11 protein-coding genes are annotated in these 17,318 nt (G+C 67.7%); all 11 read left to right on the top strand.

The genetic code is table 11. From position 1 onward, the window contains the following. Nucleotides 1-44: 44 nt before the first annotated feature. The 11 genes from C380_RS17770 to C380_RS17720 all read left to right on the top strand — a co-directional run bounded on the left by C380_RS17770 (nucleotide 45) and on the right by C380_RS17720 (nucleotide 17,279). On the top strand, nucleotides 45-875 hold the full coding sequence (locus C380_RS17770; RefSeq protein ID WP_015015219.1) for an SDR family oxidoreductase: 831 nt from the start codon (nucleotides 45-47) through the stop codon (nucleotides 873-875). A gap of 15 nt (nucleotides 876-890) precedes the next feature. Further along, a complete protein-coding gene (locus tag C380_RS17765) occupies nucleotides 891-2,249 on the top strand; it encodes an NAD(P)/FAD-dependent oxidoreductase (RefSeq protein WP_238544040.1) in 1,359 nt (452 codons plus the stop codon). A gap of 181 nt (nucleotides 2,250-2,430) precedes the next feature. Next, entirely contained in the window at nucleotides 2,431-3,366 is a 936-nt protein-coding gene (locus C380_RS17760) for a bile acid:sodium symporter family protein (RefSeq protein WP_015015217.1), read from the top strand. After that, entirely contained in the window at nucleotides 3,363-4,373 is a 1,011-nt protein-coding gene (locus C380_RS17755) for an SDR family oxidoreductase (protein ID WP_015015216.1), read from the top strand. Before C380_RS17760 ends, C380_RS17755 begins: the two co-directional genes overlap by 4 nt. Beyond that, nucleotides 4,370-5,287 (top strand): EamA family transporter, encoded by a 918-nt coding sequence (locus tag C380_RS17750; protein ID WP_043565594.1) that lies wholly within the window; start codon nucleotides 4,370-4,372, stop codon nucleotides 5,285-5,287. Before C380_RS17755 ends, C380_RS17750 begins: the two co-directional genes overlap by 4 nt. Nucleotides 5,288-5,317: 30 nt before the next feature. Continuing rightward, a complete protein-coding gene (locus C380_RS17745) occupies nucleotides 5,318-5,938 on the top strand; it encodes an ATP-binding cassette domain-containing protein (RefSeq protein WP_015015214.1) in 621 nt (206 codons plus the stop codon). A 143-nt stretch (nucleotides 5,939-6,081) separates the two neighbouring features. Further along, entirely contained in the window at nucleotides 6,082-6,723 is a 642-nt protein-coding gene (locus tag C380_RS17740) for a LysE family translocator (protein WP_015015213.1), read from the top strand. Between the two features lie 150 nt (nucleotides 6,724-6,873). Next, complete coding sequence (locus C380_RS17735; RefSeq protein WP_051022566.1) at nucleotides 6,874-8,658, top strand: efflux RND transporter periplasmic adaptor subunit; 1,785 nt, start codon at nucleotides 6,874-6,876, stop codon at nucleotides 8,656-8,658. A 54-nt stretch (nucleotides 8,659-8,712) separates the two neighbouring features. Then, the gene (locus C380_RS17730) at nucleotides 8,713-11,826 is read left to right on the top strand and encodes an MdtB/MuxB family multidrug efflux RND transporter permease subunit (protein WP_015015211.1); all 3,114 of its coding nucleotides are present in this window, start codon (nucleotides 8,713-8,715) and stop codon (nucleotides 11,824-11,826) included. 807 nt (nucleotides 11,827-12,633) lie between these two features. After that, a complete protein-coding gene (locus C380_RS17725; RefSeq protein ID WP_015015210.1) occupies nucleotides 12,634-15,789 on the top strand; it encodes an efflux RND transporter permease subunit in 3,156 nt (1,051 codons plus the stop codon). Beyond that, nucleotides 15,786-17,279, top strand: a complete 1,494-nt coding sequence (locus tag C380_RS17720; protein ID WP_015015209.1) for an efflux transporter outer membrane subunit — start codon at nucleotides 15,786-15,788, stop codon at nucleotides 17,277-17,279. The genes C380_RS17725 and C380_RS17720 overlap by 4 nt, the downstream gene beginning before the upstream one ends. The last annotated feature ends 39 nt before the right edge of the window (nucleotides 17,280-17,318 follow it).

Here is a 17,318-nt window from a genome sequence, read left to right as displayed (position 1 = left end):
TCAGCATTGTGGCTAAGCTGCAAACCCAATTCACCGGGAGCTTCATGACCGCCTCTTTCCAGAACGTAGTGCTCACCGGCGCCTGTGGCGGGCTGGGCCATGCGCTGGCGCGCGAGCTGATCGGCCAGGGCGCTGCCATGGCGCTGGTAGGCCTGAACCGGCCCGTGCTGGAGACCCTGGCCGCGCTGGCGCCAGAGCGCTGCACCGTCTATACGCCCGATGTAGCCGACACCACCGCGATGCAGGCCATGGCCGCCGACTGGATGGGCCGCCGGGGGACGCCTGACCTCGTCATCGCCAATGCGGGGGTGGCCGGTGGTTTTGACACCGCCCAGGCCGACGACCTGGCCGTGATGCGGCGCATGCTGGAGATCAACCTGCTGGGCGCTGCCACCACCTTCCAGCCCTTTGTGGCAGCCCTGCGCGCGCAGCGGCGCGGCGCGCTGGTGGGTGTGGCCAGCATTGCGGGCTGGCGGGGCATGCCGGGCAACGGTGCGTACTGCGCCAGTAAGGGTGGGCTGATCCGTTACCTGGAGAGTCTGCGTGCCGAGCTGCGCAGCGATTCCATCGTGGTGAGCACGGTCAGCCCCGGCTATCTGCGCACCGCGCTCACCGCAGGCAACCGTTTTGCCATGCCCGGCCTGTTGGAGCCCGAGGACGCGGCGCGAGCCTTGCTGGCCGCTGTGGCCCGGGGGCGCACCCACATCGTGCTGCCCGCGCGCATCGGCTGGCTGGCGCGCCTGTTGAACCTGTTGCCCGACGCCCTGCACGACCGGCTGCTGCTGGGCCAGCCGCGCAAGCCGCGCGTGGGCGAGGCGGGGGCCACCGCCATTCCGGGGCTGCCCGTGCGCGCCGACAAGAACATCGACACCTGAGAGAGAAAACAGCGAATGACGACAACAACAACGATGCCGGAGACAAGCCCTGCAACGCCCGCAGCGCATGACCTGCGCGGTCACATCGCCCTCATCGGCGCCGGCCCCAGCGGGCTGGCCGCCGCGCGCAACCTGCAGAAGCTGGGTGTGCCTTTTCAGGGCTTTGAAGCGCACACCGATGTGGGAGGGCTGTGGAACATCGACAACCCGCGCAGCACCGTTTACGAATCGGCGCACCTGATTTCGAGCAAGCACACCACGGAGTTCACCGAGTTCCCCATGCGCCCCGAGGTGGCCGACTACCCAAGCCACCGGGACATGCGCCAGTATTTCTTCGACTTTGCAGAGCACTTTGGCCTGCGCCAGCACTACTGGTTTGGCACGCGCGTGCTCCGGGTCGAGCCGGTGGGCGAGGGCGCTGCGCCGCTGTGGCGCGTGACGTGGACGCAGCAAGGTGGCCCCGCGCAAACCGCAGAGTTCAAGGGCGTGGTGATTGCCAACGGCACGCTGGCCGAACCCAGCATGCCCCGCTTTGAGGGGCACTTTGACGGGGAGCTGCTGCACACCAGCGCCTACAAAAGTGCCGAGCTGTTCAAGGGCAAGCGCGTGCTGGTGGTGGGCGCGGGCAACTCGGGCTGCGACATTGCCGTGGACGCGGTGCACTACGCGCGCAGCGTGGACATCTCGGTGCGGCGCGGCTATTACTTTGTGCCCAAGTATGTGTTCGGCAAGCCTGCAGACACGCTGGGCGGCAAGTTCAAGATGCCGCCCTGGCTCAAGCAGAAGGTGGACAGCGTGGTGCTGCAATGGTTCACCGGCGACCCTGCGCGCTTTGGCTTGCCCAAGCCCGACTACAAGATGTACGAGTCGCACCCGGTGGTCAACTCGCTGGTGCTGCACCATCTGGGCCATGGCGACATCCACGTCAAACCCGACATCGCGCGTTTCGAAGGCCACACGGTGCACTTCAAGAACGGCAGCGCGCAGGACTACGACCTGGTGCTCTGCGCCACCGGGTACAAGCTGCATTACCCCTTCATCGACCACAGCCTGCTCAACTGGCAGGGCATGGCGCCGCAGCTCTACCTCAACATCCTGTCACCCCGGTTCGACAACCTGGCCGTGATGGGCATGATCGAGGCCAGCGGCATCGGCTGGCAGGGCCGCTATGAACAAGCGGAGCTGGTGGCGCGCTTCTTCAAGGCGCAGGCCGAGGGCTCGCCGCGCGCCGAGGCCCTGCGAAAGGCCAAGGCCGGGCCGCCGCCCGATCTGTCGGGTGGCTTCAAGTACCTCCAGCTCGAACGCATGGCGTACTACGTGCACAAGGACACCTACCGCAACGCGGTGCGCGCTGCCGCCGCAGCCCTGGAATGAAAGCCCCCCTGAGGCGCTGCGCGCCTTCCCCCCGCTCTCGCAGCGCTGCGCACTGCGGGCAAGGGGACGACGCCCTCGCTGCGGGGCGGCCCTTGCTTGGCGTCCCGCGCTGTCGCTGCGACAGTTTCGTGCGTTGCGCGTTTCGCAATACGCGGTGCAGAACTGAACTCAAAGGTTATCTATGCTGCCCGTAGACGAAATACGCCTCAACTTCAACCCCGCGTCGCTGGTGGTGCTCAATGGGGTGCTGGGTTTTCTCATGTTCGGCATTGCGCTGGATACGCGCGTGGCCGACTTCAAGCGCGTGCTGCGCATGCCGGGTGCCATGGCGGTAGGCATTGCCGCGCAGTTCATCGTGTTGCCTGCGGTAACCTTTGCGCTCACGCTGCTGCTCAAGCCCGGGCCCAGCATTGCGCTGGGCATGATCCTGGTGGCCTGCTGTCCGCCCGGCAATGTGAGCAATATCCTCACCCACCGCGCGGGGGGCAATGTGGCGCTGTCGGTGTCGATGACGGCCATCTCCAACGCGCTGGCCATCGTGCTCATGCCGCTCAACTTTGCGTTCTGGGGTGGCATGCACCCCACGGCGGCGCCGCTGCTGCGCAGCATTGCGCTCGACCCGCTGGAAATGGCAGGGCACATCGTGGTGATCATTGGGCTGCCCTTTGTGCTGGGCATCCTCTGTGCCGAAAAGCTGCCGCGCCTCACACAGCGCGTGAACAAGCCCGTGCGCATCCTCAGCTTTCTGTGCCTCATCGGCTTCATCGTGGGCGCGGTGGCGGGCAACTGGCGCTACTTTCTCGACTACGTGGGCCTGGTGCTGCTGGCTGTGGCACTGCACGATGCGCTGGCCTTCGGCACCGGCTACGCCTGCGCGCGGCTCAGTGGCTTGCCCGACTACGACCGGCGTGCGGTGAGCATTGAGGTGGGCATTCGCAATGCAGGCCTGGGCCTGGTGCTGATCTTCAGCTTCTTTGGCGGGCTGGGCGGCATGGCCGTGGTGGCGGGCGTGTGGGGCTTCTGGGACATCATCGCGGGGCTGACTTTGGCGGGCTGGTGGGGGCGCAGGCCGGCGCAGATACCGCCGGCCGACACCCTCCGGGAGCAGCGCACATGACCGGCGTGTTGTGGGAAAGCCGCCGCATTCTGGTCACCGGCGCAGACGGCTTTCTGGGCCGCAGCGTGGTGGCTGCACTGGCGCGTGAAGGGGTAGGGACCATCGTGGCGGCTGATGTGCGTGAGGTGCCCGCTGAGCGTCGCCTGCCCGGTGTGACCTACCGGGTGCAGGACGTGCGCGACCCTGCTTTGGCGCAGACGCTGGCGGACCATGCCATCGACAGCGTGGTGCACCTGGCGTCCATCGTCACGCCCGGCAAGGGCTCCAGCCGCGAGTTTGAATATTCGGTGGACGTGCTGGGCAGCCAGAACGTGCTGGACGCCTGTGTGGCCACTGGCGTGAAGCAGCTGGTCGTCAGCTCCAGCGGCGCGGCGTACGGTTACCACGCTGACAACCCCGCATGGTTGCGCGAGACCGACGCGCTGCGGGGCAACGAGGTGTTTGCCTATTCACACCACAAGCGGCTGGTGGAAGAGATGCTGGCGCAATACCGCACGCAGCACCCGGGGCTGGCGCAAACGGTGCTGCGCATCGGCACCATCCTGGGTGAGCGGGTGGACAACCAGATCACCGCCTTGTTTGAAAAGCCGCGCCTGCTCGCCATCCGGGGCAGCGAGAGCCCGTTTGTCTTCATCTGGGACGAAGACGTGACTGGCGCCATCCTGCATTCGCTGCGCACGCAGCGGGCGGGCTGCTTCAACCTGGCGGGCGATGGTGCTTTGCCTCTGCGCGAGATCGCCCGGCGCCTGGGCAAACCCGTGCTGGAACTGCCCGCCGGGCTGCTGCGCACGGCGCTGGCCGTGGGCTCCGCGCTCGGTGTCAGCCGCTACGGACCCGAGCAGCTCGACTTTTTGCGCTACCGGCCCGTGCTGCTGAACACAGCACTCAAGGAGGTGCTGGGCTATGTGCCGGGCAAAACCAGCGCCCAGGCGTTCGACGCCTTTGTCGCTGCCCGGGCGCGGCAGGGCCGTCCGGTGGGTGCGGGCGCTGCGGTGGCGGCAGCATGAGTGCGCCAGCGGCCTTGAGCCGTGGCGACCTGTTGCGCGCCCTGGCGGTGGTGGTCATCTGGGGGCTGAACTTTGTGGTGATGAAGCTCGGCCTGCAAGGCCTGAGCCCCATGCTGCTGGGCGCGCTGCGCTTCACAGCGGCATCGTTGCCCTTTTTGCTCTTTGTGCCGCGCCCGGCTTTGCCCTGGCGCTTTGTGGTGGGCTACGGGCTGGCGCAGGGGCTGGGGCAGTTCGGCTTTCTGTTTCTGGGCCTGCAGCTGGGCATGACGGCGGGCATGGCGTCGGTGGTGATGCAGACCCAGGCGTTCTTCACCTTGTTGCTGGCTGCGCCGTTGCTGGGGGAGCGCGCCAAGCCCTGGCAGTGGGGCGGCTTGTTGCTGGCGTTCGGCGGCTTGATGACCATCGGCCTCGCGCATGGCGAGGGGCCGGGCCAGATGACGCTGGCGGGGTTTGTGCTCACCCTCGGCGCCGCATTTATGTGGGCGGTGTCCAATCTGGTGGCACGCCGCGCGGCGCAGGCTGGGGCGTATGCGCCGTTTCCGTTCATCGTGTGGAGCAGTGTGGTGCCCATCGGGCCGTTTTTTGCGCTGGCGTTGTGGAGCGATGGCTCCGCCGCCGTCTGGGGACAGCTGCAGTCTTTGAATGGCACGGGGTTGCTGGCCGTGGCCTACCTGGCCTTTCTGGCTACTTTGCTGGCCTACACGCTGTGGACGCAGCTGCTGCAGCGCCATGCAGCTGGGCGGGTCACGCCGTTTTCGTTGCTGGTGCCGGTGGTGGGGCTGTGGGCGGCCTACGCCTTTCTGGGTGAAACGCCTGCGCCCCTGCAGTGGGCGGGGGCGGTTGCAGTGCTCTGTGGGCTGGTGGTGAACCAGGTGGGGGGCTTGTGGTGGGCCCGGCGTGCGGCAGCTTCCTAGAATGGCCGCTTTCCGCATCGAGGAGGCAGGGTGGCTGAGAGCGCGTTTTTGTGGGTGAAAGGGCTGCGGTTTGCGTACCCGGAGTGTGCGGTGCTGGACAACCTGTCGCTGGCCTGGCCCCCGGGCCTGGCTCTGGTGCGCGGTGATGAAAGCACCGGCAAAACTACGCTGCTGCGCGTGCTGGCTGGTGCGCTGACAGCGCAGGCTGGCAGCATCACGCTGCAGGGCGTGGACCTGATCCGAGCCGCCAAGGCCTCGGCCCCCCGGGTGTTCTGGGCGGACCCGCGATCCAGCGAGTGGGACCCGTTCACGGCTCGGGGTTGGCTCGACAGCCTGCCCGCGCGCTACCCCCTGTGGGATGCGGCAGCCCTGGTGGAGCACATCGACGGGTTCAGCCTGCACGAGCATCTGGACAAGCCTTTTTATGCCCTGTCTACCGGCAGCAAGCGCAAGGTGCTCATGGCCGGGGCCTTCGCGTCGAATGCACAGCTGACCCTGATCGACGAGCCGGTGGGAGGGCTGGACAAACCTTCCGTCCGTTACCTCGCGCAGGCACTGGCGTCGCAGGCGGCCCGATCAGACCGCCTGACCGTGGTGGCGCACTACGAAGCCCTGCCCGATGTGCCCTGGGGCTCGGTGCTGGATCTGTAAGAACCTGTTCTAAGGCGTTGTGAGGTGGTAGAGGGCGCCTTGGGGGCATGTGCTCTGTGGTCGGCCGTGTAGGCAGGGTCTGCCGTAGACTGCGGTGCTGACCGTTCCCCCTCACATACGCCTCACCCTGCAAGGACCGTCCCATGGATGCGCTGCTATTTGTTCCGGTTGCCATCGCCATCTCGCTCACCCCGGGGCCCAACAACTTCTGTGGCCTCAACAACGGCATCCGCGCAGGCGTGGGTCCCGCGATGATCGCCACGGTGGGCCGTGCAGCAGCCTTTGCCATTTTTCTGACGGTGTCCGCGGTGGGGCTGGGGGCGATGCTGCTGGCGTCCGAAGCGGCGTTCACTGCGGTGAAGTGGGTGGGTGCTGCCTACCTGTTCTGGCTGGGCTGGAAGGCCTGGCACAGCCGCGAGTTCAGCGGCCTGGCACTGGAGGATGCGCCCGGCGGTGCCCCGGCATCGGGCCAGCCGGCACCGTTCTCTTTGCGCGCGCTCATTACCCAGGAGTTTCTGCTGGGCATCACCAACCCCAAAGCCATCATCCTGTTTGCGGCGATCTTTCCGCAGTTCATCGACCCCGCGCAGCCTGCAGCGCACCAGTTTCTGGTGCTGGGCTCCATCTATCTGGGCAGTGAATTCGTGTCGACCGCTGTGTACGCCAGCTTCGGGCGCCAGATCCGCCGATTCATCCGCACCTCGCGCGGCGTGGCCCGGCTGAACAAGGCCACAGGCGGCTTCTTCATGGGCGCTGGCGGCCTTCTGCTGGCCACCAACCGCTGATTTCGCCCCCCTGGCGGGGCTGAACCGATACATCGGTAAACCCCGCCCAAAGCGCGCGTAAATCCCCGGTAAAGGGGGCCTGCCGGACGGCAGCCCCGGGGGATGCGCTGGCTACCATACCCCTTCGCTCATTCCTGGTTGCGCCCCACCATGCCCCTGAACCGTTCGTTGATCCGTCCACAGAGGCCCGCAAGATTGCAGTCCGGCAAGCTGCGTTGGACCTCCGCGTTGTTGATGGCCGCCATTGCGCTGGCGGCGGTGGGAGGTGGTGCCTGGTGGTGGAAGCAGCGCCAGGATGCAGCGGCTGCAGCCACCGCTGGCGGTGCCGCCACGAGCCCGAATGCGGCGCGCAGGCCGGGCGGTGGCCCCGGGCGCTTTGGCGGCGGCAACGTGCAGCCCGTGTCGGTAGGCACCGTGCAGCGGGGCGATGTGCGGGTGGTGGTGAGTGCCATCGGCACCATGAGCGCCCGCGCCACGGCCGTGGTGCGGGCCAAGGTGAGCGGTGAACTGACGTCGGTGCGCTTTAAAGAGGGCGATGAGGTGCGTGCTGGCCAGGTGCTGGCCGAGATCGACGCACGCAGCTACCAGGCTGCGCTGTCGCAGGCCCAGGGCACGCTGCAGCGCGACCAGGCGCTGCTCAAGAATGCGCAGCTCGACCTCAAGCGGTACCAGGACCTGCTGGCACGCGACTCCATTGCCAGCCAGCAGGTGGACACCCAGGCCGCACTGGTGCGGCAGCTGGAAGGCACCGTGGCCTCGGACCAGGCGCAGGTGGACGCCGCGCGCCTGCAACTGAGCTACACCCAGGTCACCGCGCCATTCGCGGGCCGGCTGGGCCTGCGCCAGGCCGACAAGGGCAACGTGGTGGGGCCGAGCGATGCCAACGGCATCGTCACCATCAACCAGGTGCGGCCTATTGATGCAGCGTTCTCCGTGCCCGAGGCGCACCTGCCCCAGATGCGCCGCCGTATGGCCGCTGGCGAGGAGCTGCCCGTGGAGCTGTGGGACCGCGACAGCCGCCGCCAGCTGGCCAAGGGCCGTGTGGTGGCGCTGGACAACGCCATTGACAGCGCCACCGGCACCATCAAGGTCAAGGCCGCTTTTGCCAATGAAGACGGCGCCTTGTACCCCAACCAGTTCGTCAATGTGCGCCTGCAGGTCAACCTGCTCCAGGGCGTGCTGACCGTGCCGGCCACGGCCGTGCAGAACAACTATGTCTACCTGGTGCAGGAAGACAGCACCGTGACCCAGCGCCGCATCCGCGTGGGCGTGACCGACGGCGACCGCGTGAGCGTCGAAGGCGAGCTGCGCGAGGGCGAGCAGGTGGTCACGGACGGCATTGACCGCCTGCGCGAAGGCGCCAAGGTTGCCGTCATTGATGCCGGTGCTGTCACCCGTGCCGACCAGGCGGCCCAGGACCAGGCTGCGCAGCGGCGCGCTTTCATCGCCTCCCTGCCCCCTGATGTGCGCGAAAAGCTGCAGAAGATGAGCCCCGAAGAGCGCCGCGCCTTCCTGCGTGAGCGGCGGGCACAGATGGGTGCGGGCGGCGGCGGCGCCCCAGCGTCGGCGGCCTCTGCTGCTGCATCTTCCGCGTCAGGTGTGGGTACTCCCGCCGCTGCCCCGGCGTCCGCCCCGCAGGGCTCTGCAGCGCCCCCACAGCAGCGCAGCGAAGCACCAGCCCGTGCTGCTGCACCGCAAGCCTCCCCAGGCGCGGCGGCGCCTGCAGCGTCTGCGGCCCCCTTAGCACCTGCTGATCGCGCTGCAGAACCTCCACGGGGGATCCCTCCGCAGGTGAAGGCGCTGCTGGACCAGATGCCCGCTGACGAGCGCGCCCGTGTGATGGCAATGCCGCAGGAAGAGCGCCGTGCCTACATCCGCGAGCGGCTGCAGCAGCAGCCGCCGTCCCCAGGTGGCGCGGCCAGCCCGGCGCGCTGAGCGCAACGGTACCCCGGTTTCTCCCCTGCCTGTTTTGCCAGCGCACCCGTCGCCATGAACCTGTCGCGCCTCTTCATCCTGCGCCCCATCGCCACCGCGCTGCTGATGGTGGCGATCCTGATCGCAGGGCTGATGGCCTACCGGCTGCTGCCCACCTCGGCCCTGCCCGAGGTGGACTACCCCACCATCCAGGTCACCACGCTGTACCCGGGCGCGAGCCCGGACGTGATGACCTCCAACGTCACGGCCCCGCTGGAGCGGCAGTTCGGCCAGATGCCGGGGCTGTCGCAAATGTCGTCCACCAGCTCGGGCGGGGCTTCGGTGATCACACTGCGTTTTGCGCTCGACATGGCGCTGGATGTAGCCGAGCAACAGGTACAGGCGGCCATCAACGCAGGCAGCAACCTGCTGCCCAGCGACCTGCCCATGCCGCCGCTGTACAGCAAGGTCAACCCGGCCGATGCGCCCATCCTCACGCTGGCCATCACCTCGCCCTCGCTGCCCGTGATCCGCGTGAACGACCTGGTGGAAAACCGCCTGGCACCCAAGCTGTCGCAGGTGCAGGGCGTGGGTCTGGTGGCGATTGCGGGCGGGCGCCGCCCGGCCGTGCGCATCCAGGCCAACCCCACGGCGCTGGCGCAGCTGGGCCTCACGCTGGAAGACGTGCGCACCTCCATCGCCGCGGCCAACGTCAAGCAGGCCAAGGGCGGCTTTGACGGCCCGGCCCGTGCGTCCACCATTGATGCCAACGACCAGCTGCAGTCGGCGGCTGAATACCGCGACCTCATCATCGCCTTCAAGAATGGCGCCCCCGTGCGCCTGAAGGACGTGGCCGAAACGGTGGACGATGCCGAGAACACCCGGCTCGCCGCCTGGGCGGGCACGGCTGACACGGGCGCCAAGCCCGGCGTGATCCTCAACATCCGCCGCCAGCCCGGTGCCAACGTGATCGACACGGTGGACCGCATCAAGGCCCTGCTGCCGCAACTGCAAAGCACCTTGCCAGCGTCGCTGGATGTGCAGGTGCTGACCGACCGCACGGTCACGGTGCGCGCCTCGGTGCACGACATGCAGGTGGAGCTGGGCCTGGCCGTGCTGCTGGTGGTGACGGTGATCTTTGTCTTCCTGCGCAGCCCCTCGGCCACGCTGATCCCGAGCGTGGCCGTGCCGCTATCGCTCATCGGCACCTGCGGCGTGATGTACCTGGCGGGGTTTTCGATCAACAACCTCACGCTGATGGCGCTGACCATCTCCACCGGTTTTGTGGTGGACGATGCCATCGTGATGATCGAAAACATTGCCCGCTATGTGGAAGAGGGCGAGGCACCGCTCGCGGCCGCGCTCAAGGGCTCGCAACAGATCGGCTTCACCATCATCTCGCTCACCATCTCGCTGATCGCCGTGCTGATCCCGTTGCTGTTCATGGGCGATGTGGTGGGGCGGCTGTTCCATGAGTTCGCCATCACGCTGGCCGTGTCCATTTTGATCTCGGCCGTGGTGTCGCTCACGCTCACGCCCATGCTGTGCGCGCGCCTGCTGCGCCATACGCCCGAGGAGAGCCACGGCCGCCTGTACCGCGCTACGGGCCATTTCTTTGACCGCACCATCGCCGGCTATGGCCGCATGCTGGGCTGGGTGCTGAACCACCGGGGCACCACCTGGCTGGTGTTTGCGGCCACGCTGGCGCTCACCGTGGTGCTGTACCTGTTCATCCCCAAGGGCTTCTTTCCGGTGCAGGACACCGGCACGCTGCAGGCCACCACCGAGGCCGACCAGTCGATCTCGTTTGCCGGCATGGCCGAGCGCCAGCAGGCCGTGGCCGAACGGCTGCTGCAAGACCCCGCCGTGCGCAGCGTCTCGTCGTTCATCGGCGTCGACGGCGCCAACACCACGCTCAACACCGGCCGCCTGCTGATCGACCTGCAGCCGCATGCACAGCGCGACAAGGCCGGTGTGGTGCAGCAGCGCCTGGCCGAGCGTGTGCAGAACCTGCCGGGCATCCGCCTGTTCATCCAGCCCGTGCAGGACCTGACCATTGAAGACCGGGTGGCACGCACGCAATACCAGTGGCTGCTGTCGTCGCCCGACATGCAGCAGCTGACCACCAGCACCACCGAGCTGCTGCGCCGTCTGCGCGCCTTGCCCGAGCTGACGGATGTGGCCAGCGACCTGCAGGACCAAGGCCGCCAGGCTTATGTGCAAATCGACCGCGCCCAGGCCAGCCGCCTGGGCGTGACGGTGGCGGGTATTGATGCGGCGCTGTACAACGCCTTTGGCCAGCGGCTGATCTCGACCATCTTCACACAGTCCAACCAGTACCGCGTGGTGTTGGAGGTGGCGCCGCAGTTCAAGGTGGGGCCCGAGGCGCTGCAGAGCATTTATGTGCCCTCCAGCGTGGGGGCTCCGGTACCGCTGTCGTCGGTGGCGCGCATCGAGGAGCGCAACATGCCCCTGGTGGTCAACCACGTGGGCCAGTTGCCGGCTGCCACCATTTCGTTCAACACCGCGCAGGGGGTATCGCTGGGCAATGCCGTGGCCGCCATCGAGCGCGAGAAGGCGGCCGTGCAGGCCGAAGGGCAATTGCCGCTGTCGGTGGAGACGAGTTTCCAGGGTGCGGCGCTGGCGTTCCAGGCGTCGTTGTCGAACACGCTGCTGCTGATTCTGGCGGCGGTGGTCACCATGTACATCGTGCTGGGCGTGCTGTACGAGAGCACGGTTCACCCGGTCACGATCTTGTCCACGCTGCCCTCGGCTGGGGTGGGCGCGTTGCTGGCGCTGATGGCGGCGCGGCTGGACCTGGACATCATTGCCATCATCGGCATCGTGCTGCTGATCGGCATCGTGAAGAAGAACGCGATCATGATGATCGACTTTGCGCTGGAGGCGCAGCGGGACGAGGGTCTGAGTGCGCGTGATGCGATTTACCAGGCATGTCTGTTGCGGTTTCGGCCGATTTTGATGACGACGTTGGCGGCGTTGCTGGGGGCGTTGCCGATGATGTTGGGGACGGGTGTGGGCAGTGAGCTTCGGCATCCGCTGGGGGTGACGATGGTGGGGGGGCTGATCCTGAGTCAGTTGCTCACGCTGTTCACGACGCCGGTGATTTACCTCACGTTTGAGGGGTGGGCGCAGCGGTGGCGTGGGCGTTCCGAGGTCGTGAATGCCTGAAGCGTTGGCCCTTATGAATAGCGTGCTTGGTTTGAGCGCGGGAGCCGGGTTGTCGCCCCGGCGGGCGAGGTACTTTTCTTTGCTTCGCCAAAGAAAAGTACCCAAAAGAAAGGCGACCCCCAGTCTGCGACCCCTTCGCGATGCGAAGGGGCAAACCTGCATCGGGGCGGTTGCGGGGTGCGCCGTGGAACTCGCTTTGCGCTGCGCGCGCCGCTCGGACAGCCACGGCGAGTCAGTTCACGAGGCATGGGCGCTTCGACGCCCATGCTCACCCCGCAACCGCCCCGACGCAGGCGCAGCCAGCAGGGGCGGGGAGCCAAACATCCAAACAGCCGGACATCCATTCGGGCCATCGCTGCGCTCGGCTTGGCCTGCGCAGCGCGTGGCGCTTGCGCCCGCGAGTTGGGGCCGAGCGCAGCGCAGCGAAGCAAAGGCTCGTGTGGATGTTTGGTTCCCCTTGCCCCTCTGGATGCGCCGAGGAGCGCAGGGTTTGGCGGATCAGGGCTCGCGATTGTCTGAGCGAAGCGAGTTCGAGCGAGACCCCGCCAAACCCGAGCACCGCAGGTTGCCCCGGCGCGCAGCGGCGGGGACGCAGACAGTGGGGTCGCCCTTTCTTTGGTTCCTTTCTTTCGGCGACGCGAAAGAAAGGGACTCGCATGCCGGGCGACTCCCGGCCTCCGCCCTCAACAAAGGCATGCGGCCCAATCAGCGCCCCAAAGAAAACACTACAAAAACAATAGCTACCAGCGCTTATCCCACTAGCGCATCCAGCCAAAAACACCCAAAAACCACCCGGAGAGCTCACCCATGAGCCTCTCCACCCCCTTCATCCACCGCCCCATCGGCACCATGCTCCTCACCCTGGGCCTGGCCCTGGCGGGTGCCGTGTCGTTCTTCCTGCTGCCCGTGGCCCCGCTGCCGCAGGTGGACTACCCCACCATCTCGGTCAGCGCCAGCCTGCCCGGCGCCAGCCCCGACACCATGGCCGCCACCGTCGCCACGCCCCTGGAACGGTCGCTGGGCGCCATTGCGGGCGTCACCGAGATCACCTCGCGCTCCATCCTGGGCAGCACTTCCATCACGCTGCAGTTCGACCTGGACCGCAACGTGGACAGTGCCGCGCGCGATGTGCAGGCCGCCATCAACGCCGCACGCACGCTGCTGCCCACGGGCATGCCCAGCAACCCGACCTACCGCAAGGTCAACCCGGCCGACTCGCCCATCATGATCCTGGCGCTCACGTCGGACCTGCTCACGCGCGGGCAGATGTACGACGCAGCCTCTACCGTGCTGGCGCAAAAGCTCTCGCAGGTCGAGGGCGTGGGCCAGGCCACGGTGAGCGGGGGCGCGCTGCCCGCCGTGCGCGTGGAGCTGGACCCGGTGCGGCTCGCGTCCAACGGCATCTCGCTGGAACAGGTGCGCAGTGCCATCGTCAGCACCAACGCCAACCGCCCGCTGGGCGCGGTGGAGCGCGAGGACCACTACTGGCAGGTGGCCACCAACGACCAGGCCCGTGTGGCGGCCGACTACGCCCCGCTGGTGCTGCGCTGGAAAAATGGGCAGGCCGTGCGCCTGCAGGACGTGGCCGATGTGGTGGACTCGGTGCAGGACGTGCGCAACTTCGGTGTGGCCAACGGCAAGCCGGCGGTGCTGCTGCAGGTCTACAAGCAGCCCGGCGCCAACATCCTCGAAGCCGTGGAGCGCGTGCGCTCGCTGCTGCCCGCGCTGCAGGCCTCCATCCCGGCGGCTATCGACATCGAGGTGGTGTCCGACCGCACACCCACGCTGCGTGCGTCGGTCAAAGAGGTGGAGCGCGCGCTGCTGATTGCGGTGGCGCTGGTGGTGCTGGTGGTGTTCCTGTTCTTGCGCAACGGGCGTGCCACGCTCATCCCCAGCGTGGCGGTGCCGGTGTCGCTGGCCGGCACGTTTGGTGTGATGTATTTGGCGGGTTACACGCTCGACAACCTCTCGCTGATGGCGCTCACGGTGGCCACGGGCTTTGTGGTGGACGATGCCATCGTGGTGCTGGAGAACATCATGCGCCACATGGAGCGTGGCAAGACCGCGCTGCGGGCGTCGCTGGACGGCGCGCGCGAGATCGGCTTTACCGTGGTGTCGATGAGCATCTCGCTGATTGCGGTGTTCGTGCCCATCTTGTTCATGGGCGGCATCGTGGGGCGGTTTTTCCGCGAGTTCGCCATCGTCATGTCCTCGGCCATCCTGGTGTCGATGGTGGTGTCGCTCACCACCACGCCCATGATGTGTGCAGCGCTGCTCAAGCCCCACAGCCCGGCCCCGGCGCGGCGCTTCAGCTATCGGATCGGTCGCTGGGTGGACCGTATCCAGGTGCGGGGCATGCGCCTGTACCGCCGCAGCCTGGCCTGGTGCCTGCGCCACCAGCCTGTGGCCTTGCTGGCGCTGGCGTGTGTGGTGGGGCTCAACGTGTACCTCTACACCGCCATCGACAAGGGCTTCATGCCCGAGCAGGACACCGGGCGCATCTCGGGCTTCATCCGCGCCGACCAGGCCACGTCCTACCAGGCCATGGAGCAGCGGCTGCAGCGTTTCCTGTCCATCGTGCAGGCCGACCCGGCCGTGGAGCATGTGACCGGCTTCACGGGCGGCTGGCAGCGCAATGCGGCGCAGATGTTCATGACCCTCAAGCGCGGACCGGGGCAGGAGAGCTCGGAGACCGTGATAACGCGGCTGCGCGAGCAGCTCAAGAACGAGCCGGGCGCGCGCCTGTTCCTGGTGCCGCAGCGCGACATCCGCATTGGTGGGCGGCAGAGCGGTGCATCCTTCGACTACACCCTGCAGGCCGACGACATTGGCGACCTGCGCACCTGGGAGCCGCGCATCCGCCAGGTGCTGAGCCAGTTGCCCGAATTGGAAGACGTGAACAGTGACGTGCAGGACTTTGGCCTGCAGACCTCGCTGGTCATCGACCGCGATGCGGTCACGCGCCTGGGCCTGACCATGGCACAGATCGACGCCACGCTGAACAACGCCTTCGGCCAGCGCCAGGTGGGCGTGATCTACAACCCGCTCAACCAGTACCGCGTGGTGATGGAGGCCGCGCCGCGCTACCTGCAGAACCCCGAGACGCTGCGCGGCTTCTTCTTCGTCAACAGCCAGGGGCAGCAGATTCCGCTCACGGCGTTTGCGCGCATCACCACCACCAACACGCCGCTATCAGTCAACCACGACCGGGGCACACCCGCCAGCAGCATCAGCTTCAGCCTGGCGCCGGGGGTGTCGCTGTCGCAGGCTACTGAGGCGGTGAACAACGCGGTGGCCGAGCTGGGCGTGCCGGTGTCGGTGCGCGGTTCGTTCAGCGGCACGGCGGGGGCGTTTCAGGATGCACTGGCGGGCCAGCCGCTGCTGATCCTGGCGGCCATCATCACCATCTATCTGGTGCTGGGCATGTTGTACGAGAGCCTGGTGCATCCCATCACCATCCTGTCCACGCTGCCGTCTGCGGGCGTGGGCGCGTTGCTGGCACTCATGCTGTTCAAGACGGAGTTCTCGCTCATCGCACTCATTGGCGTGATCCTGCTGATCGGCATCGTGAAGAAGAACGCGATCATGATGATCGACTTTGCCCTCACGCGGCAACGCCAGCAGGGCGAGCCGGGCCGGGCGCCCGTCACCGCAGCGCAGGCCATCTACCGCGCATGCAACCTGCGGCTGCGCCCCATTCTGATGACCACCGTGGCCGCCATCTTTGGGGCCCTGCCACTGGCCCTGGGGCGGGGCGATGGTGCCGAGCTGCGCCAGCCGCTGGGCATTGCGATTGTGGGCGGCCTGCTGGTAAGCCAGTGGCTCACGCTCTACACGACGCCGGTGGTGTATGTGGCGCTCGACCGGCTGCGTGCGCGCGTGCTGCGCGCGGTGGGGCGGCGACGCAAGCCAGCGGGCGCCGCGCCTGCGGCCCCGGTGGTATTGCAAGGAAACGACGGATGACCTCTTTCACTTTTTCACGCCAGGTCACCTGGCCTGCGGCGCAGGTCAGGCGGGCTGCCATGCCTGCGTTGCTGGCCAGTGGCCTGTGGCTGGCGGGCTGCGCGCAGACGCCGCCGTACGAGCGGCCCGCCATGGACATTCCGGCCGCCTACAAAGAGCAGGCCGCCGCCCAGGCCCAGGGCATCTGGAAGCCCGCGCAGCCGCAGGCCTCCACGGCTCCGCCCGAGACCTGGTGGACCGTGTACGGCGACGCCGTGCTGGACCGCCTGCAGCAGCAGGCCGAGGCCAACAGCCCCACCCTGGCGCAAAGCGCCGCCCGCCTGCGCGCGGCCCAGGCGGCCGTTACCAGCAGTGGCGCAGCGGCCTTGCCCACCGTGGGGGCTAATGCCAGCAGCAGCCGTGCGCGCAGCGGCACACAGCTGTCCAGCCAGGGCGACGGTAGCAGCACCGCCCGCATCAGCACCAGCCATTCGCTGGGCCTTACCGCCAGCTGGGAGCTGGACCTGTGGGGGCGCGTCTCCGCCGGGGTGAGTGCGGCCCAGGCCAGCGCCCAGGCCAGCGCCGACGATCTGGCCGCTGCGCGCCTGTCGCTGCAGGCGGCCGTGGCGCAGACGTATTTTTCACTGCGTGCAGCCGAGGCACAGGCGGCGTTGCTGGGCGAGACGCTCAAAGCCTACGACCGTAGCTGGGAGCTGACGCGCAACCGCCAGGCGGCGGGTGTGGCCTCCAGCGCCGATGTGGCCCAGGCCGAGGCGCAGTACAAGTCCACCCAGGTGCAACTGCTGGAGGCCCAAACCACGCGCAGCCAGCTGGAGCACGCGCTGGCCGCGCTGCTGGGGCAGGCGCCTGCCGCCTTTGCGCTGGAACCCACCGCTGCGCTGCCCGCACCGGCCGATGTGCCCCAGGCCCTGCCGTCCGACCTGCTGCAGCGCCGTCCGGACATTGCTGCTGCAGAACGCCGCGTGGCGGCGGCCAATGCGCAGATCGGCGTGGCGCGTGCGGCGTATTTCCCCACGCTCACGCTGTCGGCCGCGGGCGGATACCGGGGGGCGCCGCTGGCGGATCTGTTCAGTGCACCCAACCTGTTCTGGTCGCTGGGGCCGGCGCTGGCGGTGTCGCTTTTTGATGGCGGTGCGCGCAGTGCGGCGGTGGAGTCCGCCCGTGCCAACCACGCGCAGGTCACAGCCGCCTACCGCCAGACGGTGCTGACCGCGCTGCAGGAGGTGGAGGACAACCTCACGGCCGCTGCCGCGCTGGCGCAGGAGGAGCAACTGCAGCGCGAGGCCACCGCCGCCGCCCAGCGTGCGCTGGACGTGGTGGAGAACCAGTACCGTGCGGGCACCGTGGGCTACCTGAACGTGCTGGCGGCCCAGACCACCGTGCTGTCATCGCAGCGGAGCCTGATCGACGTAAAAAGCCGCCGCCTGACGGCCGTGAACGCGCTGCTGAAGAACGTGGCCGGGCGCTGGGAGGCGCTGCCGCCCGCTTGACGCCCGCGTCAAGTCCACGTCAGGCCCGCTTGAACTGCG

This window comes from Acidovorax sp. KKS102 (assembly GCF_000302535.1).
Classification (GTDB): Bacteria; Pseudomonadota; Gammaproteobacteria; order Burkholderiales; family Burkholderiaceae_C; genus Acidovorax.
This window is presented reverse-complemented; position numbering and strand designations above follow the sequence as displayed.

Bases quoted from the DNA above. Each gene is read 5' to 3' on its own strand.
- C380_RS17770 (WP_015015219.1), top strand. From the start codon at position 45: ATGACCGCCTCTTTCCAGAACGTAGTGCTCACCGGCGCCTGTGGCGGG.
- C380_RS17765 (WP_238544040.1), top strand. From the start codon at position 891: ATGACGACAACAACAACGATGCCGGAGACAAGCCCTGCAACGCCCGCA.
- C380_RS17760 (WP_015015217.1), top strand. From the start codon at position 2,431: ATGCTGCCCGTAGACGAAATACGCCTCAACTTCAACCCCGCGTCGCTG.
- C380_RS17755 (WP_015015216.1), top strand. From the start codon at position 3,363: ATGACCGGCGTGTTGTGGGAAAGCCGCCGCATTCTGGTCACCGGCGCA.
- C380_RS17750 (WP_043565594.1), top strand. From the start codon at position 4,370: ATGAGTGCGCCAGCGGCCTTGAGCCGTGGCGACCTGTTGCGCGCCCTG.
- C380_RS17740 (WP_015015213.1), top strand. From the start codon at position 6,082: ATGGATGCGCTGCTATTTGTTCCGGTTGCCATCGCCATCTCGCTCACC.
- C380_RS17735 (WP_051022566.1), top strand. From the start codon at position 6,874: ATGCCCCTGAACCGTTCGTTGATCCGTCCACAGAGGCCCGCAAGATTG.
- C380_RS17730 (WP_015015211.1), top strand. From the start codon at position 8,713: ATGAACCTGTCGCGCCTCTTCATCCTGCGCCCCATCGCCACCGCGCTG.
- C380_RS17725 (WP_015015210.1), top strand. From the start codon at position 12,634: ATGAGCCTCTCCACCCCCTTCATCCACCGCCCCATCGGCACCATGCTC.
- C380_RS17720 (WP_015015209.1), top strand. From the start codon at position 15,786: ATGACCTCTTTCACTTTTTCACGCCAGGTCACCTGGCCTGCGGCGCAG.